21 protein-coding genes and 1 pseudogene are annotated in these 26241 nt (G+C 56.6%); 13 read left to right on the plus strand and 9 right to left on the minus strand.

What is annotated here, in order from left to right; all coding sequences use genetic code 11:
* Position 1: 1 nt before the first annotated feature.
* Both FNL14_RS01190 and pdhA read right to left on the minus strand, forming a co-directional pair.
* On the minus strand, positions 2 to 1114 hold the full coding sequence (locus tag FNL14_RS01190; protein WP_142056950.1) for an alpha-ketoacid dehydrogenase subunit beta: 1113 nt from the start codon (positions 1112 to 1114) through the stop codon (positions 2 to 4).
* Positions 1111 to 2331: a pyruvate dehydrogenase (acetyl-transferring) E1 component subunit alpha gene (pdhA, locus tag FNL14_RS01195; protein WP_142056951.1), complete on the minus strand. Its 1221-nt coding sequence runs from the start codon at positions 2329 to 2331 to the stop codon at positions 1111 to 1113. Before pdhA ends, FNL14_RS01190 begins: the two co-directional genes overlap by 4 nt.
* Positions 2332 to 2596: 265 nt before the next feature.
* Between pdhA and FNL14_RS01200 the strand changes: the two genes are divergently transcribed.
* The 3 genes from FNL14_RS01200 to FNL14_RS01210 all read left to right on the plus strand — a co-directional run bounded on the left by FNL14_RS01200 (position 2597) and on the right by FNL14_RS01210 (position 4558).
* The gene (locus tag FNL14_RS01200; RefSeq protein ID WP_255470658.1) at positions 2597 to 3235 is read left to right on the plus strand and encodes a helix-turn-helix transcriptional regulator; all 639 of its coding nucleotides are present in this window, start codon (positions 2597 to 2599) and stop codon (positions 3233 to 3235) included.
* 384 nt (positions 3236 to 3619) lie between these two features.
* A complete protein-coding gene (locus FNL14_RS01205; protein ID WP_142056953.1) occupies positions 3620 to 3862 on the plus strand; it encodes a hypothetical protein in 243 nt (80 codons plus the stop codon).
* Positions 3863 to 4093: 231 nt separating this feature from the next.
* Entirely contained in the window at positions 4094 to 4558 is a 465-nt protein-coding gene (locus FNL14_RS01210) for an Lrp/AsnC family transcriptional regulator (protein ID WP_091416642.1), read from the plus strand.
* A gap of 258 nt (positions 4559 to 4816) precedes the next feature.
* Here FNL14_RS01210 and FNL14_RS01215 read toward each other — a convergent pair whose 3' ends face one another.
* Positions 4817 to 5746 (minus strand): MinD/ParA family protein, encoded by a 930-nt coding sequence (locus tag FNL14_RS01215; protein ID WP_255470659.1) that lies wholly within the window; start codon positions 5744 to 5746, stop codon positions 4817 to 4819.
* Between the two features lie 1910 nt (positions 5747 to 7656).
* Between FNL14_RS01215 and FNL14_RS01220 the strand changes: the two genes are divergently transcribed.
* The 5 genes from FNL14_RS01220 to FNL14_RS01240 all read left to right on the plus strand — a co-directional run bounded on the left by FNL14_RS01220 (position 7657) and on the right by FNL14_RS01240 (position 13702).
* Entirely contained in the window at positions 7657 to 9180 is a 1524-nt protein-coding gene (locus tag FNL14_RS01220) for a polysaccharide biosynthesis tyrosine autokinase (RefSeq protein WP_142056957.1), read from the plus strand.
* A 60-nt stretch (positions 9181 to 9240) separates the two neighbouring features.
* Positions 9241 to 10434, plus strand: coding sequence for a glycosyltransferase family 1 protein (locus FNL14_RS01225; protein WP_142056959.1), 1194 nt, complete (start codon positions 9241 to 9243; stop codon positions 10432 to 10434).
* A 225-nt stretch (positions 10435 to 10659) separates the two neighbouring features.
* Positions 10660 to 11079, plus strand: coding sequence for an acyltransferase (locus FNL14_RS23770; protein ID WP_181762504.1), 420 nt, complete (start codon positions 10660 to 10662; stop codon positions 11077 to 11079).
* Positions 11069 to 12355, plus strand: coding sequence for an oligosaccharide flippase family protein (locus FNL14_RS01235; RefSeq protein WP_142056963.1), 1287 nt, complete (start codon positions 11069 to 11071; stop codon positions 12353 to 12355). Before FNL14_RS23770 ends, FNL14_RS01235 begins: the two co-directional genes overlap by 11 nt.
* Before the next feature lie 36 nt (positions 12356 to 12391).
* A complete protein-coding gene (locus tag FNL14_RS01240) occupies positions 12392 to 13702 on the plus strand; it encodes a hypothetical protein (RefSeq protein ID WP_142056964.1) in 1311 nt (436 codons plus the stop codon).
* Positions 13703 to 14092: 390 nt separating this feature from the next.
* Here the strand turns inward: FNL14_RS01240 and FNL14_RS23180 are convergent, their stop codons facing one another.
* The gene (locus FNL14_RS23180) at positions 14093 to 14230 is read right to left on the minus strand and encodes a hypothetical protein (RefSeq protein WP_181762505.1); all 138 of its coding nucleotides are present in this window, start codon (positions 14228 to 14230) and stop codon (positions 14093 to 14095) included.
* 282 nt (positions 14231 to 14512) lie between these two features.
* Between FNL14_RS23180 and FNL14_RS23560 the strand changes: the two are divergent.
* Together FNL14_RS23560 and FNL14_RS01250 are read left to right on the plus strand one after the other, a co-directional pair.
* Positions 14513 to 14879 (plus strand): annotated as a pseudogene (locus tag FNL14_RS23560) (IS21 family transposase); the annotation flags it as partial.
* Entirely contained in the window at positions 14806 to 15276 is a 471-nt protein-coding gene (locus FNL14_RS01250; protein ID WP_370455786.1) for an ATP-binding protein, read from the plus strand. The pseudogene FNL14_RS23560 and the gene FNL14_RS01250, both read left to right, overlap by 74 nt.
* A gap of 603 nt (positions 15277 to 15879) precedes the next feature.
* On the opposite strand, the gene FNL14_RS23775 is transcribed toward FNL14_RS01250, so the two are convergent.
* Genes FNL14_RS23775 through FNL14_RS01275 form a run of 5 tightly spaced genes read right to left on the minus strand, consistent with a single transcriptional unit; the run spans position 15880 to position 21169 of the window.
* On the minus strand, positions 15880 to 16959 hold the full coding sequence (locus FNL14_RS23775; RefSeq protein ID WP_142056966.1) for a glycosyltransferase: 1080 nt from the start codon (positions 16957 to 16959) through the stop codon (positions 15880 to 15882).
* On the minus strand, positions 16960 to 18096 hold the full coding sequence (locus tag FNL14_RS01260; RefSeq protein ID WP_142056968.1) for a glycosyltransferase: 1137 nt from the start codon (positions 18094 to 18096) through the stop codon (positions 16960 to 16962).
* A complete protein-coding gene (locus FNL14_RS01265) occupies positions 18097 to 19194 on the minus strand; it encodes a glycosyltransferase (RefSeq protein ID WP_142056970.1) in 1098 nt (365 codons plus the stop codon). It lies immediately after the preceding gene.
* A complete protein-coding gene (locus FNL14_RS01270) occupies positions 19191 to 20183 on the minus strand; it encodes a GDP-mannose 4,6-dehydratase (protein ID WP_142056972.1) in 993 nt (330 codons plus the stop codon). The genes FNL14_RS01265 and FNL14_RS01270 overlap by 4 nt, the downstream gene beginning before the upstream one ends.
* 2 nt (positions 20184 to 20185) lie before the next feature.
* A complete protein-coding gene (locus FNL14_RS01275; RefSeq protein WP_142056974.1) occupies positions 20186 to 21169 on the minus strand; it encodes a GDP-mannose 4,6-dehydratase in 984 nt (327 codons plus the stop codon).
* A 432-nt stretch (positions 21170 to 21601) separates the two neighbouring features.
* Here FNL14_RS01275 and FNL14_RS01280 point away from each other — a divergent pair, with 432 nt between their 5' ends.
* From FNL14_RS01280 to FNL14_RS01290, 3 genes are all read left to right on the plus strand, one after another.
* The gene (locus FNL14_RS01280) at positions 21602 to 22987 is read left to right on the plus strand and encodes a sugar transferase (RefSeq protein ID WP_255470664.1); all 1386 of its coding nucleotides are present in this window, start codon (positions 21602 to 21604) and stop codon (positions 22985 to 22987) included.
* A 42-nt stretch (positions 22988 to 23029) separates the two neighbouring features.
* On the plus strand, positions 23030 to 24343 hold the full coding sequence (locus tag FNL14_RS01285; RefSeq protein ID WP_142056978.1) for a UDP-glucose/GDP-mannose dehydrogenase family protein: 1314 nt from the start codon (positions 23030 to 23032) through the stop codon (positions 24341 to 24343).
* 85 nt (positions 24344 to 24428) lie between these two features.
* Entirely contained in the window at positions 24429 to 26195 is a 1767-nt protein-coding gene (locus tag FNL14_RS01290) for a DUF4012 domain-containing protein (RefSeq protein ID WP_255470660.1), read from the plus strand.
* Positions 26196 to 26241 lie beyond the last annotated feature (46 nt).

Raw genomic sequence — 26241 nt, forward strand, 5'->3', positions numbered from 1 at the left:
ATCAGTTCTCCCACTGCAGGTCGTCGACGGCGTCGAGGATGCGGTCCACGCCGGGCAGGTAGTACTTCTCAAGCTTGGGCGCCGGGTACGGGATGTCGAACCCGGTGACGCGGCGGATGGGGGCGGCCAGGTAGTGGAAGCAGCGCTCCTGCACCCGGGCCACAATCTCCGAGGACACGGACGCGAAGCCGTGCGCCTCGGCGATCACCACGGCCCGGCCGGTCTTCCGCACCGACTCGCACACGGTGGCGTCGTCGAACGGCACAATCGTCCGCACGTCGATCACTTCCAGCGAGCGCCCTTCCAAAGCGGCCGCCTCGGCGGCCGCAAGCGCGGTGGGGACGGATGGACCATACGCAATCAACGTCGCGTCAGTGCCGGGACGCGCGACGGCGGCGCGCCCCTCGGTGGTGCGGCCCGCCGTCGTGCCTTCCACGTAAGAGGACCGCAGCTCAGCCAGGTCCACCAGGTCCTTGGACCAGTAGAGCTTCTTGGGCTCCATAAACACCACGGGATCGTCCGAGTCGATGGCCTCGCGGAGCATCCGGTACCCGTCCGCCACGGTGGCCGGCGTGAACACCTTCAGCCCGGCGGTGTGGGCGTAGTAGGCCTCGGAGGAATCGCAGTGGTGCTCCACTCCCCCGATCCCGCCGCCGTACGGAACCCGGATCACCATGGGCAGCTTCACTGCCCCGCGGGTCCGGTTGTGCATCTTGGCCACGTGGCTGACGATCTGCTCGAACGCCGGGTAGGCGAACGCGTCGAACTGCATCTCGATCACCGGGCGCATCCCGTTGATGGCCATGCCCACGGCCATGCCCACAATGCCGGACTCGGCCAGCGGAGTGTCGAAGCAGCGCTGCTCCCCGAACGTGGCGGTGAGCCCGTCGGTAATCCGGAACACCCCGCCCAGCGTCCCCACGTCCTCGCCGAACACCAGGACGGACGGGTCGGCCTGCATCGCGTCAACCAAAGCGGTGTTCAAAGACTTGGCAAGGGTGACCGGCTGCGGGCCGGCAGCCTCGGCAGACGCGGCGGCGGAGGCGGCTGCCCGGGCGGTAGCCGCGGAAACGTTGCCGTTGGCTTCGGACGAGGTGGTGATGGTGGGGCTCATTTGCCGGCCTCCTCGGTAGATGCTGCGTCGCGGGCGAGTTCGTCGGCGAGCAGGGCGGACTGTTCCTTCAACTGCGGCGTTTGCTTGGCGAAGACGTGGCGGAAGAGCTCCTGCGGGTCCACCGGCACGTCCTCGCTGAGACCTTCACGCAGCTGGGTGGCCACCGCTTCGGCGTGCGAAGCAATCCGCGCCTCAACAGAATCGTCCAGGAGGCCGCGGTCCGTCAGGTAGGCGCGCATCCGGTTCACCGGGTCCTTCGCCCGCCATTCGGCAACTTCAGCGCTCTCCCGGTAGCGGGTGTCGTCGTCGGCATTGGTGTGGGCCTGCATGCGGTACGTGTTGGCCTCCACCAGCAGGGGGCCGGAGCCTTCCCGGGCCAGTTTCACGGCCCGGTCCAGGACCGCAAGGAGCGCCACCACGTCGTTGCCGTCCACGCGTTCGCCGGCCATGCCGTAGCCCACGGCCTTGTGCGCGAGCGACGGCGCCACGGACTGGTGTGCCAGCGGCACCGAGATGGCGTACTTGTTGTTCTGGACGAAGAAGATGACGGGCAGGTGGAAGACGGCGGCGAAGTTCAGGGCTTCGTGGAAGTCGCCTTCGCTGGTGGCGCCGTCGCCGCACATGGCCAGCACCACGGTGTCCTCGCCGCGGAGCTTGGCGGCGTGGGCCACGCCCACGGCGTGCAGCAGCTGGGTGGTCAGCGGCGTGCACTGGATGCCCACCTTGTGCTTGAGGGGATCGAACCCGCCGTGCCAGTCGCCGCGGAAGATGGTCATCACCTGCACGGGGTCCACGCCGCGGGTCATCACGGCCACGGCGTCGCGGTAGGTGGGGAACATCCAGTCGCCCTCGGAGAGGCACAGGGCAGCGGCTACCTGGCAGGCTTCCTGGCCGTGGCTGGACGGGTACACGGCCATGCGGCCCTGCCGGACCAGTGCCGAGTTCTGGTCATTGACGCGGCGGCCGACGACGAGCTGCTCGTACGCTGCCAGCAGTTCCTCATCGCCGGGCAAGGGGTACTCGTGGCCGGGTTCGGTGCCCTGTTCAGCTTCGGGCTTGAGCCTGCCGTCCGGGTCCACCATCTCGATCTGGTGCCGGGCCGGGAGCATGTAGTCCTCGGCGGTGATGCCGAACTTCTTGGCGGCCTCGGTGAGGGCATCCTCTGCCGGCACCGGGCTGGCATGCTCGCGCGCGGTGTGGTCTGCGGAGATCGTCATTGTTCCGTCCTTCTGTTGCCACTATTCCTTCCCAGTATCTGCCCGCAGCAGGTTTCGTATCCAGCATCTGGAGGAATCGTGGAGAAGCTGCTTGATTCTGCCTTCGCCGGGAGACGAATTGTAACTGTGAGCCAGCTTACTGACGCTGGCCATGGACAAATTGGAAATGAAGGGGGCAAACATGGATGTACAGGGGGTTGTTCTTTGGGTCTGCGGACCCGAGGGCGGAGGATAATGGCATAGACGGCCCGAAGGAGCGACGCGCATGAGCAGCTATGACTTGGAGACGGAGAGCCACCAGGCCCTTGCGGTGGAACCTGTTCCGGACGGGCACGCCGGCTCATCGATGGATGCTGCGGCGGAGCTGTTCAAGGCCGTGGCACACCCGGCCCGGGCGCAGATCCTGGAGCTGCTCACCCAGGGTGAGTGCACTATCCCGGAACTGTGCGACGGCACGGGGCTGAAGCCCTCGCACTTGTCCCGGCACCTGACCCAGATGCGCGGGCAGCACCTAATCAAGTGCCTCCGGTCCAGTGGCCGGCTGGTTTATCGACTGGCCTACCCGGAAGCCGCCGAGCTGCTGGTTGCTGCGAGGTCAGTGCTTCAAGCTCGCACGGGGGAAGCGGTCAGTTCCCTGGGCCCCACGCCGGAAGTGCAACCGTTCACGTCCCTGTGGGGCGAGCGGTTTTCGGCGCCGGAAGCCGCACTCGTTTCGCGTTCGGTGATCGCGGACGCGTGCCAGGCGATGGCTGCGCGGACCGGTTGCAGCCCGGAGGCGGCAGCCGGCCGGCTCATCACGGTTGCCCGCACCTGCAGAATCACGCTCCTGGAAGCCGCGCTCGAGGAACTTCGCACAGGCGAAGACAGCAGCGACGACTACTTGCAGGTCCCCGGACAGGCCTGACTGTCCGCCCCGGGCCCGTCGCGGCCAATCCTTCTTTCGGACCATGCCCGGGCCTTGACAAAAAATTGCGTTGACCTCTGGCCTGCCTCAGGACGAGACTTTTTAAGTGAGTTGACGAAAACGTCAATTCGTCCAAATTATTGAGTTTCTTCTCCTGTTGATCACAGGCAGAAGGCTTCGCACCAAGTGGCAGGGGTTGCCCTTATTGGGGGTTCTTGGAGCGGGGATGGACGCGGAGGGGACAACGAGGTTTCCTCCGCCTTTCCATCACCTTTCGCGGTCACCGTAGCTGCGGAAGATGGGGCGGTGGAAACAAGCGCCTCGGCTTGCGGGGCCGGGGCGGCATTTCATACACGGGAATCACAATGGGTGGGAGTAACCGTCATGGGGATCGAAAAGCTGTGGGACCGGCTGGATACGGAAACGCGGCAGTGGTTTGTTGATAATCCCGGGTGCGTGATCCTCCCCCGGGCCGTGGTGGCAGCGATCAGCAAGGCCACGGGAGTGGAGTTGGACCAGGACCGGCACGGTGAAACCGTCCTCTCCCCGAGCGACTGCGACTTCATCCGCAGCGCAGCGGAACGGCACGATGCCCTCCGCAGCGAGGCCTCGGCTCAGCGTTCCTGACTGCTTGAGCGGCAAGCCCGCATCTGGGGTCTTGTCCACCTACCCTGGTGCAGTCTGGCCTCCCGAGGTCGCCTGCGATCTGCTCTACGAAGCCACTCTGTACGCCTAGTGTGGATCCGTGTGAACTTCCGTATTCAGCTTCGGTTGGAACTGCAGACGTCTGAAGGCTTTCATCTACACTGAAAGACGAATTGTAGATGTGAGCTCGCTGACTGACAGGCGTTGTGGACAATGGCAAGCAGGGATGCGGGGACTGAGCCAGTCCCGCTGGATGACATCGACCGCAGGATCATTTCTGAACTGACCCGGGACGGCCGGATGTCCGTGACCCAGGTGGCCGAGAACGTTCATATCTCCCGAGCGCACGCGTATACGCGAATCGGCCGGCTCACGAGCGAGGGCGTTCTGTCCAGGTTCACGGCGCTGGTGGACCCAATCAAGGCCGGGCTCCGGTCCTCCGCCTACGTGACACTAAAGCTGAAGCAGGATGCCTGGCGGGAACTGCGCGACCAGCTCGGCGCCATCCCGGAGGTGCACCACGTGGCCCTTGTGGGCGGCGACTTCGACGTGATCCTGTTGGTCCGCGCCGTGGACAACATCGACCTGCGGCGGGTCATCTTCGACCAGCTGCAGTCCATGCCCGGAGTGCTCGATACCCAGACGTTCCTTGTGTTCGAGGATCTGGATACGCGCTAGATTAGTGGCGCGCTTTTGCTTTGATGAGCCCTGCAGCCAAAAGCCCCATGCCCGCGAGCGATGCCAGCATTCCGCCTAGTGCTACGGCGTATTCGGTGATAGTCATTCCGCCACTCCTTCGTGATGTCCTGCCCTGATGGACCCAAGCTACCCATACAAGCTCAGCATTGGCCGAAGGCTCGGCCATAAGTTGGGTCAAGATCTGTGCAGCATCCAGGAAGAGGACAGATATCAGTCAGGGCAAGAAAGCGGGATTTCCTACCGGTACCCGTCGACAATTGCGGCAGCAATCTCCTTGTAGGCACGCCGGGTTTCGGGCTTCAGCACGTCCAGGGTGACTAGGTCACCATCTGCAACGCCACGGTCATGCGGAACGGCGATCAACTCCCGGCAAATGCCCGAAAGGTGCTCCTCGATAGCGTCCTTGTCCACACGCGAGGAGACTTCGTCCTTGTCAGTGATCACCACGATGGCGTTGCGAGCCAGGTCCTCGTACCCGTGGCTTGCCAGCCAGTGAAGCGTGCTTCGTGCGCGCTTGGCGCCGCTGACGGCGTAGCCGGCAGCAATTACCAAGTTGTCCGCGGACTGAAGGATCCCGCTCATGGCATTATGTGTGACCCCAGTTCCGCAGTCAGTCAATGCAACCGAGTAGTAGCTGGAGATGAGCTTTCGGATACGCAAATATTCAGCAGCGGTGAGCGAATCCGAAACCTCCGGATCCTGCTCCCCCGCGATCAGATGCAACCTACCGGCGTGATGCATGTATCGGGCTAGGGCAGTGAGCGAATCAATCGACTCAATGTTCTCTAACAGGTCCGTGATGGTCCGGGGGCTGGCTTGCTGGTAAATGCCTTCGCCGAGTGCACGTTCCACAAGATCACCCGAGTCAGGGTTGGCATCGATGGCACAGGGAGCATCTCCCCGGTATTCGGCCAAGGTTAGGCCAACACCGACCGTGGTCGAGGTCTTGCCGATGCCGCCTTTGAGGCTCAGGATCGCTGTGTTATAGCTGCCTTGGAGCTGACGCGAAATGCGTCGGGCCAAATCGTCTTCTTGGCGCTGCTTGGCACCCGGTCCCAGGTTCCACGCGCCGCCAGTTATTTTATAGAGGGCCCCACGAAACCCACCTACCGGGCGGGGCTTCTGTTCTTTGACGAATAGCCCGGGCGAGCTAATGAAGTCAGGCATGGGGCTTTCGGCGATGGTGTCGGCGACAGTCGGTCGAACACGCCGGAACTCAGGCGATTCAGCGGGAGCGGGGGGTGGAGCCGACCCGGCCGTGTCGGCTGGATTCGGCACTGAGGAGATTGCGCCCGGCGAGGCAGGCTGTGCTGATACCGGTGGGCGGCTGGGGGCAGCCGGCTTTCCAGCATCCGCTGCAGCGGCCGCGTCCGCCCAGGAGGTACGGCGGGTCAACGGCGTGCCGTCGGGCTGGACTAAGGGGTTCGGTGTTACAGCTGGCATGGTTCCTGTCTGGGCATCCCGCAACTCGCCGTTGGCGCGACGAAGGTCGCGGCGTCGGCGCACTTGTGGTTGCCCTGCATCCTCTGCATGGGCGCGTGCGTTTTGATCCGCCGGATCGGGCATTATGTCCCCCAGGACGTTCGGCAAAAATTCTTGCAGCACTGGTTCAAACAGTAAGTCTAGGGGCTCCGGCAGATTTGCCAGCTCAGACGCGCGTAAGAGCAGTCCCGACAACGGCTGCTGTAAGGATGAGCAAGACGGCCAGGACAGCGTAGCCCTGCCATTTGGGACGGCCTTTGTGCGGATTAATATCGACGTACGGCATGGCTAGCGGCTGTTACCTCGTGGTGGGGCGGAAGCTGTGAGTTGGATGGCGCGTCGCTTGAGCCGCAACATCTGGTAGAGGACGAAGAACGGTATCAGAAGGGCGCCCATAAGCATGCAGAGCGCCAAGACAAAATCAGGTAGAGACACAACAGACCTCCTTTGGCAAGCAGCGATCCCCCATGTCAGATCAAGCAGGACGCTACCTGCCGTCCGCTGTTATGCCAAGTTGACTTACTTTTATGCGTGGCATGCGGGTTCCTGCCCTGTTGAACCGGAAGTCGGAAACTCCCGGAAGTACGGGGAAGTAGGAGTATCTGCGGCTTTCTTGCATGGCCTGGCTTAACGATCAAGTCAAGCTTGATATGACGGGCCGCGCACAGTTGTGGCGTGGATAACGCCTTCCGACTGCGCTCCTGATGGGTCTGGTATTCGCGCGGGTTCCTGCAGAATTTAATGTAAGCGTCCGACTGCTGCGGGCCGGACCGTCCCGCGGTGACTGCGTTGTAGAGTACAAAGTACAAATAAATCTCGCGCGAGCTTCTATCAGCTTGAGAGCCCAACTGCCGAGCAACGCCTAGAGCTGATGCAATTGTTGTGTAGGGTCGGGTAACAGCCGGAGAGGGATCACCGCGCTTCCCAGCCGTTGTTAGGGGAGGGCAACAACACCTGAAATTGCATCAAGGCGCGAGGCGCCGACCTGCTCCGAGAGCCTTCGAATCACGTTGTTTGTCTGGTCTGAGCAATTACCAACTACTCGTCTGAACTCTGCGCCAAGGCTCGTAACGGGCACCACTAGTAGGGGAAGGAACCAAGCCTCGGACCGAACTTTTCCCAGTCGCTGTCCTGGGCGCAGTCCGAGCACAGGGGACGTAAAGCAAACCATGAATGGAAAGACGACTCTTGGCAAGATACGCATGTGCGGAACTTCATGAACTTTGTTTTGACCGAGGCTAACTTGCTACGGCCAGCAATGAACCGATCTGGAGATGCTAAAAGCCTCAAATGGAGTATGCCCATGCCCCGACGTTAGATAGTCGACGGCAAGGATGACCAGAGTGGCGACTACTCACTTTCGGCAGCATCTGCTACTCGGATCTAGATCTGCGAAAGAGCTAAAGGCGAAGCAGGTTTCCACTAGAAGCTTTTGGGAGGAAATATCTGTCGCACGACAGAGGATCCCGGTGAAGCGCGCTGGGCAGCAGGCACGCGGGTAGAGGCGGGTACAATTACGTTGACCGCACGAATATTGCCGTTCTGGTGGCGTGCCGATTCGGCTGCCCCCAGTTACAACTCAGGGGGACCCCGGCTTGGACTTACGCGACTACCTGCGCATACTTCGACGGCACTGGATTTTGCTTACCGCGGCCACGCTAACGGGTCTATTCCTTGCAGGGGCCGCTTCCGTTTTGTCGAAACCGACGTACACTGCGGAAACACAACTCTTCGTAGCCATTCAGGGCACCGGGTCCGTCACTGAATTGCAGCAAGGAAACACGTTCAGCCAAGCAAGAGTTCAGTCCTACGTCAAAACCGTTGCCACACCCATTGTGCTGCAACCCGCCATTGATGCATTAGGGCTCGCCCTTACACCAGCCGAATTGGCCCCAAAGGTCAAGGCGACAACGGACCTTAACACCGTTCTAATCAGCATCTCGGTGGAGGACACCTCGCCTGTCCAGGCTGCTGCCATAGCTCAGGCGGTCGCGGGCAGCCTAGTAAAAGCTGTCGATGTATTGGAAAAGCCTGCAAGCGGAGGAACATCTCCTGTAACTCTATCTGTGATTAATCCAGCTACTGCTCCCTCCTCACCGTCAGCTCCGAACACGCGCCTAAACCTTAGCTTCGGCTTCCTTGCCGGCTTGGCCATAGGAGTGCTCATCGCGCTGCTACGGAGCACCCTGGACACCCGCATCCGTGGGGAGGCAGACCTCCGTAACGTAACTGATGCCCCTCTGCTTGGCGGCATCGCTTTCGACCCCGACGCGAGCAAGAGACCCTTACTTACCGAGAGTGGCGCCCAAAGTCCTCGCGCGGAGTCCTTTCGCCAGCTGCGTACAAATCTGCAGTTTGCCAACGTCTCAGGCCATGCAAGGTCAGTTCTTGTCACTTCTTCCTTGCCGGGTGAAGGGAAAAGCACCACGGCTACCAATCTTGCATTGGCGATGGCCGAATCTGGTAAGTCGGTCTGCCTAATAGATGCCGACTTACGTCGCCCCATGGTCAACGAATATCTCAGTCTGGAACGCAATGCTGGACTCACCACGGCGCTTATTGGCCAAGCCGATGTCGACGACTTGCTGCAGGCCTGGGGTGACGACAACTTGTTCGTCCTTACGTCCGGGCAAATTCCGCCTAACCCAAGCGAACTGCTCGGCTCCGAAAGGATGCAGCTCCTCATCCAAAGAATGGAACAGACGTTTGACGCCGTAGTCATTGATGCACCCCCGCTCCTCCCCGTGACCGACGCCGCGGTTCTTTCTCAGCATGTCGGGGGCGTTGTTCTGGTCGTAGGCGCAAACAAGCTTAGGCATCAGGACTTGGAAAAGTCCCTTAGTGCGCTAAGGCTGGTGGGATCTGATGTTCTAGGTGTCGTTCTAAACCGCCTCCCAGTGAAGGGGCCGGACGCCTACGCCTACAGCTATTACAGCTATGGGAGCCCTAACGGTAGTCGGAAGCCCGGGGAAGCGAAGGGATCGAGTAATGGGATCCCAGCGACAAAGCCATCGGTTGAGTTTGAACAAATGACGGCCATCATGGACGATGCCACTCAGGAACGTCAGCCTAGATCTTTTGCCCGGCAACTCGAAAAATATCGGGTTAATGAAGATTAGCAATCTTCAACGGGCAGGCTTCAGGATTCCCCAAGATGAACAGAAACAAGGGTTGCATTAGTGTACAAGAAAGATTCAACTGTCGTAACCGTACTTTCAACTGCCGATTTTGATAATCCGATATGGACAAATAAGCAGCATCTAGCTAGCGGCTTGGCTGCAACCAGTAAAGTCTATTATATCAATTCTCTTGGCTTGCGTTCCCCTCGCCTTAATAAGGCAGACATCCAACGGATACTTCGTCGGCTTCGGTCGTCCGTTGCCGACGGACCTAGTGATAAAGGGAAATCGCCGCAAGAGCCATCCGTTCATGTCCTCTCTCCTCGAATTCTTCCATTTCACGGCATAGCGCTGGTTCAGCGAATCAACTCATACCTCCTTTCACGGTTTGTTCGAAAGCACATTCCCGCTGCGGAACGCGATATGTTGTGGACATTCTCTCCCGTAACTTATGGAATTGAAGAACATTTTGCGTCCACAATCTATCACTCGGTGGACTTGCTTCATACGTTCGCACACACGCCGGCGAAACAAATACTTGATGCGGAGAAGGTCATCGCTTCGCGGGCCAGCCACATAATAGCGAGCAGCCAGGGCGTCAGCGATCACCTGCATAAGCACACTGGGCGGGCATCCGTTCTTTGGGAGAATGTCGCTGATACTCAACTGTACTCAGCGAATTTGAATGCTGACCCAAAACATCGCGCGATATTCTCGGGCAACTTGACTCCCACGAAACTTGATTTTGAAATCCTTTTTCACTTAGCAGACAATGATATTCCCTTGGCCATTGCTGGACCAATCGCAATAGACGGGACTGCTCCAGTCGCTCAGGTACAACGCCTGTTGTCCTATAGAAATGTGGAGTACCTGGGCGTACTAGTACCTGCTGCTCTCGCTCGTGAAGTGGCCAATTCGAAAGTCGGCTTGGTACCTTACCTAGTAAACACCCATACGTCAGGAATTTTTCCGATGAAGGTGTATGAGTATCTGTCCGCGGGACTTCAGGTTCTGTGCACGCCAATCGGCAGCTTGAGAAGCAAGAAACTGCCATCGGGTATATCGATCATCGACCAGAATGATTTCTTGTCTGCTACGAAGACCGCCCTTGAAACCTACGATCGGCTCGAGGCTCAGGAACGAAGTAAAGGTGCAATGCCCTATTCTTGGGTGAACCGCATCTCTGCCGCAAGGACTCTTATAGACGAATGTGTAGTCGGTGCATCCACACGGGCAGCAGACAATGATGGGTAATGTGCTCATGGATTATAGACGGATCATGCAACATGGATGCCTTGCAGGTGAACTGCATTGAAATCTGCAATTATGTTCAAGAAACGGTTAGCCGAAGCCGCAGTCGACCCTGGAGAAAGCAAGTCAATCGCTTGGTCTTGGGCCACTAATTCCTTAGCTGCCAGTCATGTTGTTCCGGCCCGAGCGAGAACTGTCCTTTATAGGTTGCTCGGTCTGCGTATTTCCATGTCTTCCCTTGTACGTCCTGGAGTGATTTTTCGTGACAGAAAAGTTTCCATAGGGTCCGGATCAACGGTAAATTACCGATGCATCTTCGATAATCGTGTAGGCGTGGAGGTCGGGAACAGCGTCGGGATCGGCATCGGTGTAGTTTTTCTAAACACTGACCACAATACGGATGACCCCGCTTCTCGCGCTGGGAAAAGCATCTGGGGTCCGATCTCAGTTGGCGACGGTGCTTTTATAGGTTCGGGCAGTACCATCCTTCCAGGTGTGTCCATCGGAGAAGGGTGTGTGATCGGAGCCGGGGCCGTAGTTACCAAAGACTGCCTGCCGCACGGGCTGTATGCCGGTACTCCGGCGAAACGCATCAGAGACCTACCCCTCCCGTCGGCTGACACGGAACGCGCCCTAAATGTGGGCTAAAAGTTTAAGCATCCGCAAGATCTTTGTTTGGTCGAAAGTAAGAGCCCTTCTCGCGTATGGCCTAGGACCAGCCCTTGGTCTGCTCTCAGGCCCGATATTGGCCAGAGCGCTTGGGCCAGAAGGACGTGGACAGTTCTCCAGTGTGATGGAACCGCTCACACTGGGTGGAGCCATTGCCACCATTGGGTTGCCATCAGCTGTAACCTACTTCATAGCAGCAGGTAAGGATCCGCGGAAGGTATTGATCCGGGCGCTTGCATTGGGTCTGCCGTCAGCTGTGGCGACATATGCGCTACTTGCCTGGTACTCCGAACACGTAAGCGAAACACAGAATATACCTCGAGGATTGCTCCTCACGGCTTGGGCCTTCGTGGTCGCTTCGGCTCTGATCCAAATCCTCAGAGCGTACTGGCAAGGACTCGGTACATGGCGGCGTCTAGACCTTGAACGGTTTTCGTTCGCGATATTGCGCTTTTCCGCAGTTGTAATAGTTGCAGCAATCGGCTTCACGACGGTGCAGCCATATGTTGCAGGCGCGCTCGTGGCTTTCTTACTAGCGGGTGCACTCTTGATGAGCCCGAACTTATTCACGCGTCGAGAAAGAGATGTTCCTGACGTAAAAGGAATATACAGATACTCATTCGCCGCAGCGGTTGGCACTATAGCGGTTGTTTGTAGTAACCGTATTGACCAAGCACTGCTCCCGATTGTAGCCGACAGTGAGCAGCTTGGGTTTTACGCCATTGCGGTAACTGTTGCTGAGGTTCCTGTTATTTGTGCAGCATTAGCTGGACGCAACGCATTGACTCTCGCAAGCAGGGGGTCCACCCTTAAGTTTATATTGAAAGACATAGCGCCCTTCATAGCATCAGGGCTTCTTTTGTTGGTAGTACTATACGCTGGTGCCCCGTTTTACATCCCAGCACTTTTCGGGACAAATTTCTCTCCCAGTATTCTTGCAGTACAAATTCTCACTGTCGGGACCGCGTTCTCGCTCATCACCTTTGTGAGTATCGCTATAGTTTCTGGGCGTGGAAACCCAGCAAAGTCCTCACTTATCCCTTTGTATAGTGTACTTATCACCCTGATTTGTTTTGGTGTTATTGGCTCCGACACTAATAGCACTTATGCAGCGCTTATATCGACGGCCAGCCAAATTGGTGGCGCAACCGTAGGGGCAGCCTTGGTCTGGTCGGGGCGGAACAGACCCCCTAATGGAGTTTCTGCAAGCCCGATTGTTGGTAAAGATAATGATTTATCACTTCAAGTGCGCTAGTCGCTGCAGCAGATTCTACTTTATGAGGGGAGAGTAGTGGGACAGATATTCTTCCTTTTTGCGGTCGTGATATCGCTCTCGCTTACCGTGAATGCTGTACGTAGATCTGAAGTTTATCGCGTTGCGATCGGCACGATCGCAACCCTGGTCTACGTCTTTTGCCTCTGGACTCCTGCCCATCTGCAGCAGACGGACACAATCGTAAGTAAGCTCTTTCGAGCTGGGCTGACCGATGCACCGACTTTGGATGAGATTGACCGCCTTTCCCTCCAATGGGCGGTTGAGCTTGCGGTAGTCGTCGTTTGTGAAGCACTGGTCTGGGCTTGGCGCCCCAAGGCGCCTAAACTGCCTGACCCTGTGCGTGGCTTGATAAGCCCGGAGCGGACCGCCCTTGTGCTCGTTGTTGTTGGCACTCTATCCACAATAATTTTCCGGGTTCCGGGCTTAGATGAACGCGCGGCCGGCGGTCAAGGATTTCCAACACTTATGAGAACAGCTCTAATTTGTGGGCTGTCGATAATAATCTATTATCACGGTTTTCGAAATTGGCGGTATTGGTTGCTATGCGGCGTCGGTACTTCCTGGTTGGTTTTTCAGAATGTACGTAGCCCTCTCTTCGTGCTGTTCTTCGCTTACCTGGCTTCTCAGATGATTCAAGCGAAACATCGTTCCCCCAAGCGCACAGCTATGACGGTCGTCCTGGTAGTTTGCCTTGCTCTCGGCGGATCTCTCATGTCGAGTCTGCGTGCAAATATTGTTCGTGGCACCGGCTATTCCTTCTCCGAAGTAGTGGACCAAACACTCGCTAATCCGCTCGTAGCTCCGTTCCAAGCCGGCATCGACACTTTGGACGGATATAGATTCTCCGAGAAGTTGTTACCACTTATTGAACCGCAACCTCTGGATTTACTAAATACTGTCACCACATTCATCCCGCGGTCAGTCTGGGCGGAGAAGCCTAGAGACCTATCTGTAGAATTAAGCGCAACTTACCTAGGATATAAAGGTAGTGGCCAATACCTCTCGCCAGTCGGCTATCTTTCTCTCGTTACAGGAAGCCACGTAGGAGCAGTGTTAGCACTTGGCGTTTTTGTGATCGTCTTAGCCTGTCTCCTCCGCAAATATAGAACGCACTTTTGGTCTGCCATCATCCTTTGCGTTGCGTTCCGGTTCTTCCTCGGCGGATCTAGCTTTGACCTCTACTATGGTCTGACTCTTGTGGTTCCAATTCTCGCCGTGCAGGCTTGGTTCACTCTGCTCCAGCCCAAACGCTACGACCCGGACTCTGGGTCATCTCCGCAAACGAACCCTGCTGGCAATGAAGCTTTCGTTCGGCGTGGGCCGTAACCGACCCGGCAGAAGCGTCGGATTTTTGCGGAACTCGTCCGGATGCAAAAGCTTCGGCGCTCACCCAGCTTGCAGGTTCATAGCCTAGGCCGAGGTTAGCTGGCTCCCTGCTTGTCATCCACGACTCGAACCGTATCCACGCCGGGTCCTGAAAGTAGCGCACCGCCGCCCCCGGTGTTCATCGATGCCAATCATTCGGGGGCTGAGTTTCCCCATGTCCGGGAGCCTGAGGAGGCCGCTTCATTGAAGGCCCTGCGGAGCAATCACCAGGACACGGCGAAGTCAGCAGCTGTTTAGGCAACAGCCCTGCCAGAGCGGATGACCGCGTCCACGAGCTGGTCCCGCAGCGGGCTTGTCTAGCCGGCACCGGGCGGCACCTGCTGAGCCAATTCAAAAGAACAACAGCCGGTGCTCACATGCCAGCTCTTCGCAGTACCAGCGGTACTTGGACCAGAGCGCGTCCACCGGGCCGGCGACGGGGACATCGCCGAGTCGTTGGAGGCGGCGCTCCTTCAGCCAGGATGCCATCACCCTGCAGCCGGGGGGAAGCCGAGCGTCTGGTCGGTTTGGATGATGACCTGCCGCCCGACGGCAGTATGGTGGCGGACATGACGTGGTGATCGGGAAGGTTGAAGAGGATAGTGGCAGCGTCGGCTACGACCCCGGTAAGCCCGTTCAAGGGCTCGTGGTCCTGTTCCAGGTTGAATGCTAGACCCACTCATCCCAGCTGTCGGTGACGGTCGAAAAGTGAGCCATTGCGACGGTTGAAAACTGAGCCACCCGTTCCAAACGATTGGGTGAGTGATCCCAGTGGAGGATTGGGCGCCTATTCGGCGGTTGCATCTGGCCGAGGGTGAGTCGATGAGGTCGATAGCGGCGCGCTTGGGGATCTCCAGTAACGGTTGCGAAAGCAGTCAGCTCCGAGGGTCCGCCAACTTGCGTTCGGGCGCCCCAGGACTCCGGGATTAAGGCTGTGGAACCAGCAATTCGTGCGCTGCTGATGGAGAACCCGCGGATGCCGGCGACGGTGTTGGCTGAACGGGTGGGTTGGTCGGGGTCCCCAGCCTGGTTCCGGGAAAACGTTGCCAGGATCCGACCCGAGGATGCCCCGGCTGATCCAGCTGACCGGATCTCTTACGGTCCGGGCGATCAGGCGCAGCGTGATCTGTGGTTCCCGGAGGGGCCTGAAACGCGACACCATCGCGCACCTGGCCACCGGCGCGTTTCGCACCGAAGCGTCCAACATCCTCCTGCTCGGACCGCCCGGCACCGGCAAAACACACCTCGCCGGCGGCCTGGGACTACGGGCCACTCAGCTCGGTCACCGGGTTCTGTTCGCCACCGCCATCGACTGGGTCGCCCGGCTCCAAGCAGCCCACCAAGGCGGACGGCTGCCTCGGGAACTGGTCAGGCTGCGCCCGTACGGTCTGATCATCGTGGACGAAGTCTGTTACATCCCGTTCGAGCAGGTCCACCACGCCGAAGTCATCACCCTCAAAGGCTCCAGCTATCGCCTCAAACACACCCATGTCGACTCGCTGCCCTCGACAAGAACGGAAGATACGGCAGAATAGCCAGCGTCAAGGTGGCTCACTTTTCAGCCCGCGAAATGGCACACTTTTCGATACCATCGCCGACACCAGCAGGTCCACGGGCCCCTTTGTCCCCAACCCATCAACCGTGAAGCGCGCCGTAAAGCAGCTTGTTGACCAACAGCGGTAGCGAGCGCCTACACATCTGCCAGCCGTTGTCCTGTAGCGTCGATGACCGCGATGTGATGCGAATGGGCTTGGTGTCGATCCCGCCTTAGACCTTGATCTGCCTCTCGCTCACCATGGAAAATGCGCCCTTCCTCGTTGTCGGGTGCGCAGCTCCGCTAGGCGTCTGCCAGTTCACTATCGGGGACTCGTCAGACTCCCATTAGGACATGACGCTTGCTGGGCTGCACTTCGAAAATGAACAAGGTCGACCGACACGTCGCCGGCGGGACAATCACAACGGTGTGATCTCAGAAGAGCCGAGAGTCAGACCCGTCTCACCAGTCCATCCTGCGTACAGCAAGCCGAAGCGCCCACGCCCCATTAAGGAGCAAGAGCACCCGATCCACAACTCCATAGTGAACAGCATTGTCTGTGCAAGCCGCCAAATGCTAACAGAGTAGTAGGGATAGCTCGTTATCAGAGTCCAGCAGACTCCAAATATTGGTGAAAGTCGGAGGCCGTATCGTCCCAGTTCCGCGAGTGCTGGCTTCCAGCACGGTGACCCTGTATGTAAGACGCCAGTTCACTTGAAGACAAGCTGTTCATCACTCGTACATCTACCGGACCAAATTCCTCAACAAGACCCTCGATAGCAGGAGATCCGCCTGCCCCGATTAGCGGTGTCCCCACGGATAAACACTCAACCCCGAAAAGCGGCCGGCCCTCTCCAGGATCTTTCGTCATAAGTATCCCGAAATCGGCCGCCGCTATATAGGGCAACGGATCAGACACGGCACCCACGAAGTGCACGTTTGGTAGGTCAGAGATTCGGGCGCGAAGCAAGTCAGCATCGGGGCCTTCTCCAAATATCACCAGGCCAACCCCTTCAAGAGGGGCAACCAATGACACCGCGTCGAATACGCCCTTGTTAGCCACTATTCGCCCTGCGTAGACACCGACAACATGAGATCCCACATAGCTTTCAAGAACCGTTCTGTGGTCGCACCGGCTTTCCAACGCCGCAGTAACCCTTTTCGGATCGTTGCCAGCGAGAAGTGGAACGCTGTGCACCCCCAAGGACAGCAGTGACTCTCTTGCCGGGCTAGAAGCAGCAAGCACGAGACTAGCGCGCCGGAGGGCGCGCAAGTAAAGCCAACGAACGGGCGCGATTTTCGTTATCAAGCTTGGCACAGGACCATGTTCCAACATTACTGTTTGCTTTTTCGTAAAAAGCATTGCTGATAATAACTGCTCGAGCTTATACTGAAGCAAAATCACCCCAGCTTCACTCTTTGCAAAATGCCGCTGAAGACGTATCAATTGAATCGGCCATGAAACTATTATTCGCAGTAAGGTTCGCTTTCCAAGCTTAGGACCTAGCTTAATATGTCGCGACTGGATGCCCATCGATGAGGCACGCTCGGCTAAGACGGAATTAACCCCAGTAACAATCGAACACGACCAGCCGTGTCGCTGCAGAGCGACTAACAGCTCGAGCACGTACAACTCACCGCCACTTACTTTTTCGCTTATGCAAAAAGTTTCAAGAATCCTCATTTAAAGCACCCGTTCGAGAGTTTGCCTGAGTGAGGCGGGAAGCCGACTAATAGTCGGAGTAATAGAGCCGTTCAGAGACGATCTCTTGCTTCGGGGCATCGTCTCCGACAGAGCCTTGATAGCTGATGACCAATCTGAAACTTCTAATGTCGAAACAACCGCGTCTGCTTGTTCATCAAGGCCTCCCGTTCCATGTGCGATAACTGCAGTTCCGTACGCGTGGGCGAGAGATGCTGCAGCAGATTGGCTCGAAAGACTATACGACAGTGCTACGCAGTCGCTCAGAGCAGTGACTGCCGCCAGGTCCTCCATATCGTGGTAGCCCTCAAGCCAGAGCACATCTAGAGCGGCCAGCGGAAATCGTTCCTGCACTTCTGCGGCACCACCCGAATCGGGCCCCATAACCACAAGCCTGGCACCAGCCTGGGCGCAGGATTCCACTAAGAGGCCGATGTTCTTATCCGGTCGAATCTGGCCAATAGAAGCAACAACGAACCTATCTTCACCAAGGCGTGACGCCCATTTTTCCGCAGTTTCGCGGTTTACGGTAGGAGTATACATCTCCAAGGGAATTTGAAGGCAGGAAATTCTATGTTCTTCGACTTTTCGGGCATCTCGACCGTTGTAGACAACTACCAGGTCGGCGGCGCTAATAGAGCGCCAAATAAAACCGAAGTCTAGATTGCTGCCGCGTCTGCTAAACATATTATGTGGGCTGAAGAAAACCCGCTTATTGAAGGCTTTCAGGATCCTGATTGCAATGTAAGTTAATGCAGACTTAAAGGTTCCCTGAACCCAAACGAGGCCAGAGGTATCTCGTATCAAATGAGGCAGGGTGAACAGTAAGTAGCGAAGAGCAATACGCGGCCCCCGAAACACTTCGCTACGCTGCCAGGAAAAGCAAAAGCAAAAATCCACGCCATCTAGAACAAGTTCACAATCATCAGCTGTGTGGATTACGGTGGAAATACCTTCAGCCGCTAACTGCTGGGCCAAAGCCAACGTATGTTGGAAGACTCCTCCTTGTCCGCCCACTTCCACGAGATGTACGGCGGAAGCTTTTCGCGAGGTACGTCGCGCTTCTTGCCTCGGCTGGCTGCCAATGCCGCTTGAACTAGCAAGACCTTCGCTTGACATCTAACTCCAGATCCAATCAGTCATAGCTTCACGGAAAACCGACTTATCGAAATCCCAAGCACGCTTTCGACAATCTTCGGAGTTTATTCGCTGAGCAGCGACGACCGCGTCACGCAAACTATCGGCATCATAGGAATCAAGGAGTACACCAGTTTTGCCGTCAATGATGGTCTCTGAGGCACCTCCTATGTTTGAAGCAATGACAGGTGTACCTGTCGCCATTGCTTCAACAGGCATAATTCCAAAGTCCTCTACTGGTGGGAAAACGTAAACTTGGCATCGGCGGTAAAGCTCGCGCAACAAGACGTGGGAGGGGCTATCTACAAACGTTACGAGCCCTGGATGTTCCGCACTCTGTTGTTCGAGTTCGCGGCGTAAGGGTCCACTTCCCGCTAAAACCACTTCTATGCCAGCTGCGACCCCTGCCTGAATCACTAGGTCAAGTCGCTTATAAGGAATAAAACGTGAGGCACCCAAGATGAACCTCTTCGGCAAGGCATCGAGCACGCTTTGCTCCGCTGCCGTAAACGTTGAGATTTCAGTTGAATCGAAGGCCTCGACGTCAACTGGCGGGTAAATTACTTGGCTCTCCCGCTGCCACGTGTTTTCGAGCCGATTTTGCACAAAGGAGCTGATGGACGCAATTGCCGCAGCTTCACGAGCACGCTTTCTATCAAGCTGCTGAAGCGCAGGCGAAACGAGCCGGACAGCTAAGGACTGGCCCCGCTCGTCAATCTCTGGGTTCCAGATATACCGGGCACTCGTATACGCATACACAAATTTAGGCGCGACACGGGCCTGTCCACTGAACCGAGCATGGTGCGCGAAAAGATGTGAGCTGCAAAGAATCCACTCGGCGTCACTCTTGCCCAAGTGACGCCAGGTTTCAGGCATGAGCGGAAGCGCAAGGCTCTTCTTTTGCCTTAGAGGAGTTGCAGCGAGCCACGTCTCTGAAACTCTATCCGGGGAGAACCTGTTCGGAGCATCATTCCAAAGGCATTTAATCGGTGCGGTCGGAAAAATAGAGGCAAGCTCCTGCACCACCTTTTCAGCACCACCATGAGGTTCCAACCATTCATGAACAATTACGCCACTCATGCAGGACTCGCTTCATTTTTTTCAAGGCTCATCTGTGATCTTTGCATATTGATATCGTGTTGGACCATTCTTTGCACAATTTGTTCGAAAGTCAGACTGGGAGCCCATCCCAACTCTCTTCGAGCTTTGGAGGCATCGCCCTGCATCTCCCCCGGGTTAACGGGACGGGCAAATTGATCGTCCATTTGCACATAATTCTTCCAATCGTCGATACCGACAACCGCAAAGGCTTGGGCCACAAACTCCGCAATCGAGTGTGAAGCACCTGATGCAATAACAAAATCATCTGGACGAGAATGCTTCGCCATGCGGAGCATGGCGTCCACATAGTCCGGAGCCCAACCCCAATCCCTTTTCGCTTCAAGACTTCCCAGACGCAGCGTTTCGTCGTATCCGAGAGATATTCGGGCAACCTGTTTGGTAATCTTTCGGGTTACAAAAGCCTCAGGGCGCAGCGGCGATTCATGGTTGTACAGGATTGCGGAGGATGCGAAAAGCCCCTTCTCACGGTAAACCCCGACCAATTGGTGAGCCAATGCTTTGGAAGCCCCATAGGGAGAAACTGGTCGTACCTGAGTCTTCTCGTTTTGTGGCACATCATCCGCCCGCCCGAAGATCTCGGCGCTGGAGGCCTGTACAAACTTCACGCTCCTCCGGGCTTTGATGCTCAGTTGCCAGGCGGCCTCAAGGAGCGTGGCAGCACCAACAGCGTTGACTGCAATAGTCGCTGCTGGTTCCTGCCAGGACCTCGCAACGGAGCTTATGCCGGCAAGATTGAAGATGACATCCGGTTCAAGGTCACGAACAAGAGCCGACGTTTCGTCATGATGAGTCAGATCAAGCCGATGCGTCGCTACTTCCGAAAAACCCGAGTCTTCCACGCTTTCAGCGGAGATGGTGCCGTGGACTGTCCACGTGTCTTGTACTAGTCGTTCAGCTAACAATCGCCCGTCCTGGCCCGACAGACCAGTGACTAGAACTACCGCCATTTTTAGCGGCCGAGCGCTGTTTGTTCGCGAAGGTCGTTTTCAATCATCATCTGTACCAGCTCTTCAAAGTTAACCTGGGGTTTCCAACCCAAGACGGCCTTAGCTTTGGAGGGATCGCCGATAAGTAGATCTACCTCTGCAGGCCGCATGAACCTGGGATCCTGTCGAACAAACGGCGTCCAATCTTCGATTCCGACAGCAGCGAACGCAGCGTCCAGAAGGTCTCGAATCGAATGAGTTTCACCAGTAGCGATGACATAATCGTCAGCTACGGGTTGCTGCAGCATTCGCCACATAGCATCCACATAGTCTCCGGCAAAACCCCAGTCACGTTTCGCGTCCAAGTTGCCCAGAACCAACTCTTGCTGGAGCCCCAATTTGATGCGTGCCACTGCCTGAGTCACTTTACGGGTAACAAATTCCGGCCCTCGCCTGGGGGACTCATGGTTAAAGAGAATGCCACTAGAAGCATGCATTCCGTATGACTCTCGATAGTTAATGGTCATATAGTGGCCAAAAACCTTTGCGACGCCGTACGGCGAGCGAGGCCAGAGGAGGGTCGATTCGCTCTGCGGTACTTCTTGTACCTTTCCAAACATCTCGGATGACGAAGCCTGGTAAAACTTCACCTTTTCGGTCGAGTCACCCTCATACTGCCTGGTCGCTTCAAGCATGTTAAGGACACCCTTGCCCGTCACGTCCGAAGTTAATGAAGCGTTCTCCCATGAGTAAGCGACATAGGAAATCGCACCCAGGTTATAGATTTCGTCTGGTTGGGAAGCGCTCAGAACACGTGTCAGTCCTGCAACATCCGAAAGGTCGCCGGTGAGAAGTTTCACATCAGGGACAACCGCTTTTACTAAGTCGAGCTTGGGATTGTTCTGCCCGCGGATCAGGCCAAATACCTCGTAGCCCTTTTCGATAAGAAGCTCCGAGAGATAGAGACCGTCTTGTCCTGTAATGCCTGTGATGAGTGCCCTAGGCATTGTGCCCCCTGATTGTTATGCGAACGCCCTCGGAAATATGCCGAGACGATAAGAATGGACTTTAAGAGAGGCCAGACGATCAGCGCCAGCAGGCAATCAAATGATTGCAGCCCTCAGATGAATAACTGTGCTCCCGTGGAACCTGCTCGCGGGCCAACAGCGCCCCACCCCTGCGGGCAATAGTAGCCTCTGTCCGGCCATTGACAGAAATGTGTTTCGCGCCACAGATGAGACCGAGAGTTCGAGGTGGATCGACTCCCTACACGTGTGCGCTGGCCCTTTCTGGACATGTAAGAAAATCGATGCCCCCGATTAGCTATGATCGCTGTGGGCACGAGTAGCCCAGAGAAGCATGTTGCAAGAGATGGGGACAACGTGGGGGGCAGCAACAGCAACAACTGGCGTGCGCGCTACTCAAGGCGACTAGCCGTAATCGATGCTTTCGTTATTGTCTGGGCCGTTGCCGGTGCTTACATCGTCAGGTTTGGCATTGACAATCAGCCTGGCATAGAGCGGCACGACTCTGCCTACGCTCTCACATCGATGGCGTTGGCCCCGGCTTGGTGGCTGATGCTCGGCGCCTGGAGCAGTAGGGAGAGCCGCATCCTCGGCTCGGGTGCGGATGAATACAAGCGCGTTGCTGCCGCGTCACTATGGTTGTTCGGATTCATCGCCATTGTCTCTTATGTTCTGCGCATAGATACGGCAAGGGGTTATGTCGGAGTAGCACTCCCCGTGGGCTTAGTTGGGCTGCTAATTTCGCGCTGGCTACTGCGGCAGCACCTTACTCTCGAACGCAATCGAGGACACAGCATGTCGAGTCTGCTCCTCCTGGGCGGTCCTAGTGCGGTCGCGCACTTAGCCTCATCTCTCGAAAGCTCGAAGCATGCTGGGTACGCGCCAGTAGCGGCATACACACCCAGCCATGGACAGGAGTATTCGCAACATCACGTGGCAGGTCTCCCCGTACTAGGCCACAAGCCAGACGCGCAGTCAATCATTCAAGCGATTGATGATTGCCGCGCCGACGCTGTCGCCGTTTCAGCAGGCGTCCAGTTACATCCTCAAACGCTTCGTCATCTGGGTTGGGAACTTGCGGCACGAAATATTTCCTTGATTATGGCTCCAGCGCTGACTGACATTGCCGGCCCGCGCATTCACACACAACAGGTGGCGGGACTGCCACTGATCCATGTGACTACGCCTACACTAGAAGGCGGCCAACGCGTTGCCAAGCGACTTTTCGATGCCGCCTTCGCGAGTTTATTGATCATCATCAGCTCCCCGCTAATGTTGGTGGTCGCATTTCTGATCAAGATTGATAGTAGTGGTCCTGTACTGTTTCGGCAGGAGCGCATTGGCATCGAAGGTGCCCCCTTCAAGATGTTGAAGTTTCGGTCCATGGTCGTTGACGCTGAGGCTAAGTTGTCCCAACTGGCGGCCCTAAATGAAGGCAATGAAGTCCTATTCAAAATGAAGCAGGACCCTCGTGTAACCCGAATCGGGCGTCTACTGAGAAAGTACAGCCTGGACGAATTACCGCAACTCTTTAACGTTTTAGCGGGCTCGATGAGCTTGGTTGGTCCTCGACCGCCACTTCCTAGCGAGGTCCAATCCTATGAATACGACGTCCGCCGCCGCTTATTAGTCAAGCCTGGCCTGACCGGGCTTTGGCAGGTTAGCGGACGATCTAACTTGTCTTGGCAGGATTCGGTTCGGCTGGACCTTTACTACGTAGAAAACTGGTCGCTTGCTGGCGATCTCATCATTCTGTTGAGAACTGTTCGAGCCGTATTCGGCGGTGCAGGAGCCTACTAGGCTCACTTGGCAGCTTAAATGCCCCTTGGGGAAGGAATATGAATGCGCATTTCGGTTATTGGCTGCGGCTATTTAGGGGCGGTACATGCAGCGTGCATGGCCCAGCTAGGGCACGATGTAGTAGGTATTGACGTAGACGAACGCAAGATTTCTGCGCTTGCACGGTCAAAGGCTCCTTTTTTTGAGCCCGGTCTTGATGACTTGCTTACGGAAGTGCAAAACACGGGCAGACTAAACTTCACAACGGATATAGCAGCGGCGGCTGGGGCAAAGGTTCATTTCGTTTGTGTCGGTACACCACAGAAGAAGGGCGAAAATGCCGCTGACCTAACCTACGTGGATTCTGCAATTAGTGCGCTCCTAAACCATTTAGCACCTGGAGACGTTGTAGTCGGCAAGTCAACCGTTCCAGTTGGTACCGCTCGGCGTTTGTCCGCGCAAGTAAAAGATACTCAGTTCGATGCTGACCTTGTTTGGAACCCTGAGTTTTTGCGCGAAGGCCATGCAGTGGCAGATACGTTGCATCCCGACCGTTTTGTATACGGAGTCGATAACGGCTCCGAAGATCACCGTGCCGTGGCAATTCTGGACGAGGTTTATTCAACCCCATTGTCGACGGGAACGCCACGTCTTATTACCGATCACCCAACAGCGGAACTGGTTAAAACAGCCGCAAATTCGTTCCTTGCCACCAAGATATCCTTCATAAACGCTATGGCGGAGCTCTGCGAAGCGGCAGAAGCGGACGTGACTCAGCTGGCTGACGCTATTGGCCTAGACGACCGAATTGGACGAAAATTCCTCAACGCCGGAATAGGATTCGGAGGTGGGTGCCTTCCTAAAGACATCCGAGCCTTCATGGCTCGAGCTGGAGAACTGGGCGCAGATCAAGCTCTGACTTTCCTTCGCGAAGTTGACGCCATTAACATGAGGCGCAGAACGCGAGTCGTTGAGCTGACCAGGCAGTTGTGCGACGGCTCGCTATTGGGGAAGAGAATCACCGTGCTAGGGGCTGCTTTCAAACCTGAAAGCGACGACGTCAGAGATTCGCCCGCTCTGAGTATTGCCGCTCAGCTCCAACTTCAGGGAGCGGTCGTTACCGTTACGGACCCAAAGGCCTTGGAAAATGCTGCTCGTCGATTTCCTGAGTTACATTACGAGGCGGATACTGATAAGGCTGTCCGGGGAGCAGACGCCCTGCTCCTACTCACTGAATGGGAGGACTACCGGAGTTTAGATCCTTACGAACTCAGGTCTTTGGTCGCGTCGACGACCATATTGGATGGACGTAACGTGCTTGATGCCGCTAAATGGCGAGCCGCAGGATGGGTGTACCGCGGATTGGGGCGCCCCTGACGTGCCGGAGGTTTCGATGACGCACCGACGTTCAAGGGCGACATATCGAACGAACCGTAGGCGCGTCATAGCGCTGTTGGTTGTAGTGTCGACCTTGGTGTTGTTGGGTTTGGCAACGGCTTGGCTCGGAGCAAAAGCCTCCACCATCAGAAGCGAACTGGATGCAGCCGTGCAGTTAGTGAGTCCCCTGCGCACTTCATTGGCCGCCAATGATGCGATAACCGCGGCTGAGACCGTAACCCAGATCCGTTCACACACCACAGTCGCCAGAGAGTCCTCAGAAGACCCGCTTTGGGGTCTCGCGGGCACTCTTCCGGTCCTAGGTGCAAATTTCAATGCCATTTCCGAAGTTGCGCGCGCAGCCGATGATGTTTCCTCTCTGGGATTGGCACCGCTCGTGAAAGTATTCGCGGATCTGGATTGGAACAGCCTGCTTTCAAGCCACTCGGGTATGGATTTGGAACCACTTCGTAGAGCATCTCCGAACGTGACTTCTGCCGCGCATGCAGTCAGAGAATCTGCATCTAGATTATCGGCTATCGAATCCGGCAACCTTCTGCCCCAAGTTGCAGAACCATTGGAATCGGCGCGAAAGCAACTCCAATCCGTCACAGGCGCTTTGGATACTTCGGCTGATGCATCGCAGCTTCTGCCACCAATGCTCGGCATCGATTCACCCCATCATTACCTAGTGATCGTCCAAAATAATGCTGAAACACGAGCCTCGGGAGGTATTCCCGGAGCTCTTGCCGTTCTGACTCTGGACAAAGGCAAACTGTCGCTTGGTCAGCAAAGCAGCGCGAGTGCACTTGGGGTATTTGATCCAGCAATAAATGTGGATGGCCAGCAGGAGGTTATCTATTCAAAGCGACTTGGAAAGTACATGCAAGACGTCAATTTGACGCCTGACTTTCCAACGGCTGCAGCCACCGCCCAAGGCATGTGGGAGAGCCGCACCGGACAACGTGTTGACGGGGTACTGTCTATCGATCCTGTGGCGTTGAGCTACTTGTTAGAAGCGGTCGGACCTGTAGAGCTTAAAAATCTTGACTATTCAAGTATGGAACTCGGCGGTCTTCCGGAAAAGCTTACAAGTGACAACGTTGTGCAGACTTTGTTGTCCGATGTTTATGCAAAGATTGACGAGCCGAAAATGCAGGATGCATATTTTGCCGCCGTAGCCCAGGAAGTCTTTACATCACTTTCTCTGGGCAAGACCGATGCTGTTCGGCTCATGACTAGCATCAACAAGGCCGTCGGCGACAATCGAATCCTCATTTGGTCTGCGTCAAAGGTGGAGCAAGCCGCGATCGAGAAATATCGGATCAGTGGTTCAGTGGCCGGCCCGAGTATCGCCCCATCGCAGCTTGCGGTGTATTTCAACGACGGCACGGGCGCCAAGATGGACTACTACGTCAAGCGCACGGTGCAGCTCGTAAAGAAGTGCCCAGCAAACGGCTATGAGCAAACAAGCGTTCGAATCACCAGCACAAACACTGCACCCGTTGACGCAGGGAAGTCCCTGCCGGCATATGTTACAGGCGGAGGCATCTTCGGTGTGCCGCCAGGTACGGTGCAAACCAACATCGTCGCGTACGGCCCCATTCAAGCCCATGTGGAATCAGCGACAATCGATGGGCAGAAGACCCCATTTGCTCCTTACCTTCACGCCAACCGACCAGTGGGTGTCGTCGCCCAGCAACTCGCGCCGGGTGATAGCAGGACCGTCGAGTTCACCTTCGGCAAAATTGTTCAGCACACGGAGCCTAACGTGGTTGTCACGCCTACAGTACAGTCGGTAAAGGATGTTGTTCTTCCAACGGAAAATGCGTCCTGCATCCCAGGGCAGTGACGGTCGCGTTAACACTATGTAAACCGTTTGGATTGAGCTTGGTTAC

It is taken from the genome of Pseudarthrobacter sp. B4EP4b (genome assembly GCF_006680095.1).
In the GTDB taxonomy this organism is placed as follows: Bacteria; Actinomycetota; Actinomycetes; order Actinomycetales; family Micrococcaceae; genus Arthrobacter.

What these genes read in the sequence shown, in the direction of transcription:
- pdhA (WP_142056951.1), bottom strand. Translation starts at nt 2,331, where the DNA reads ATGACGATCTCCGCAGACCACACCGCGCGCGAGCATGCCAGCCCGGTG.
- FNL14_RS01260 (WP_142056968.1), bottom strand. Translation starts at nt 18,096, where the DNA reads ATGTCAAGCGAAGGTCTTGCTAGTTCAAGCGGCATTGGCAGCCAGCCG.
- FNL14_RS01285 (WP_142056978.1), top strand. Translation starts at nt 23,030, where the DNA reads ATGCGCATTTCGGTTATTGGCTGCGGCTATTTAGGGGCGGTACATGCA.
- FNL14_RS01205 (WP_142056953.1), top strand. Translation starts at nt 3,620, where the DNA reads ATGGGGATCGAAAAGCTGTGGGACCGGCTGGATACGGAAACGCGGCAG.
- FNL14_RS01235 (WP_142056963.1), top strand. Translation starts at nt 11,069, where the DNA reads ATGTGGGCTAAAAGTTTAAGCATCCGCAAGATCTTTGTTTGGTCGAAA.
- FNL14_RS01250 (WP_370455786.1), top strand. Translation starts at nt 14,806, where the DNA reads ATGCCCCGGCTGATCCAGCTGACCGGATCTCTTACGGTCCGGGCGATC.
- FNL14_RS23775 (WP_142056966.1), bottom strand. Translation starts at nt 16,959, where the DNA reads ATGAGGATTCTTGAAACTTTTTGCATAAGCGAAAAAGTAAGTGGCGGT.
- FNL14_RS01190 (WP_142056950.1), bottom strand. Translation starts at nt 1,114, where the DNA reads ATGAGCCCCACCATCACCACCTCGTCCGAAGCCAACGGCAACGTTTCC.
- FNL14_RS01270 (WP_142056972.1), bottom strand. Translation starts at nt 20,183, where the DNA reads ATGGCGGTAGTTCTAGTCACTGGTCTGTCGGGCCAGGACGGGCGATTG.
- FNL14_RS01200 (WP_255470658.1), top strand. Translation starts at nt 2,597, where the DNA reads ATGAGCAGCTATGACTTGGAGACGGAGAGCCACCAGGCCCTTGCGGTG.
- FNL14_RS23770 (WP_181762504.1), top strand. Translation starts at nt 10,660, where the DNA reads ATGTCTTCCCTTGTACGTCCTGGAGTGATTTTTCGTGACAGAAAAGTT.
- FNL14_RS01275 (WP_142056974.1), bottom strand. Translation starts at nt 21,169, where the DNA reads ATGCCTAGGGCACTCATCACAGGCATTACAGGACAAGACGGTCTCTAT.
- FNL14_RS01210 (WP_091416642.1), top strand. Translation starts at nt 4,094, where the DNA reads ATGGCAAGCAGGGATGCGGGGACTGAGCCAGTCCCGCTGGATGACATC.
- FNL14_RS01265 (WP_142056970.1), bottom strand. Translation starts at nt 19,194, where the DNA reads ATGAGTGGCGTAATTGTTCATGAATGGTTGGAACCTCATGGTGGTGCT.
- FNL14_RS01215 (WP_255470659.1), bottom strand. Translation starts at nt 5,746, where the DNA reads ATGCCTGACTTCATTAGCTCGCCCGGGCTATTCGTCAAAGAACAGAAG.
- FNL14_RS23180 (WP_181762505.1), bottom strand. Translation starts at nt 14,230, where the DNA reads ATGGCATCCTGGCTGAAGGAGCGCCGCCTCCAACGACTCGGCGATGTC.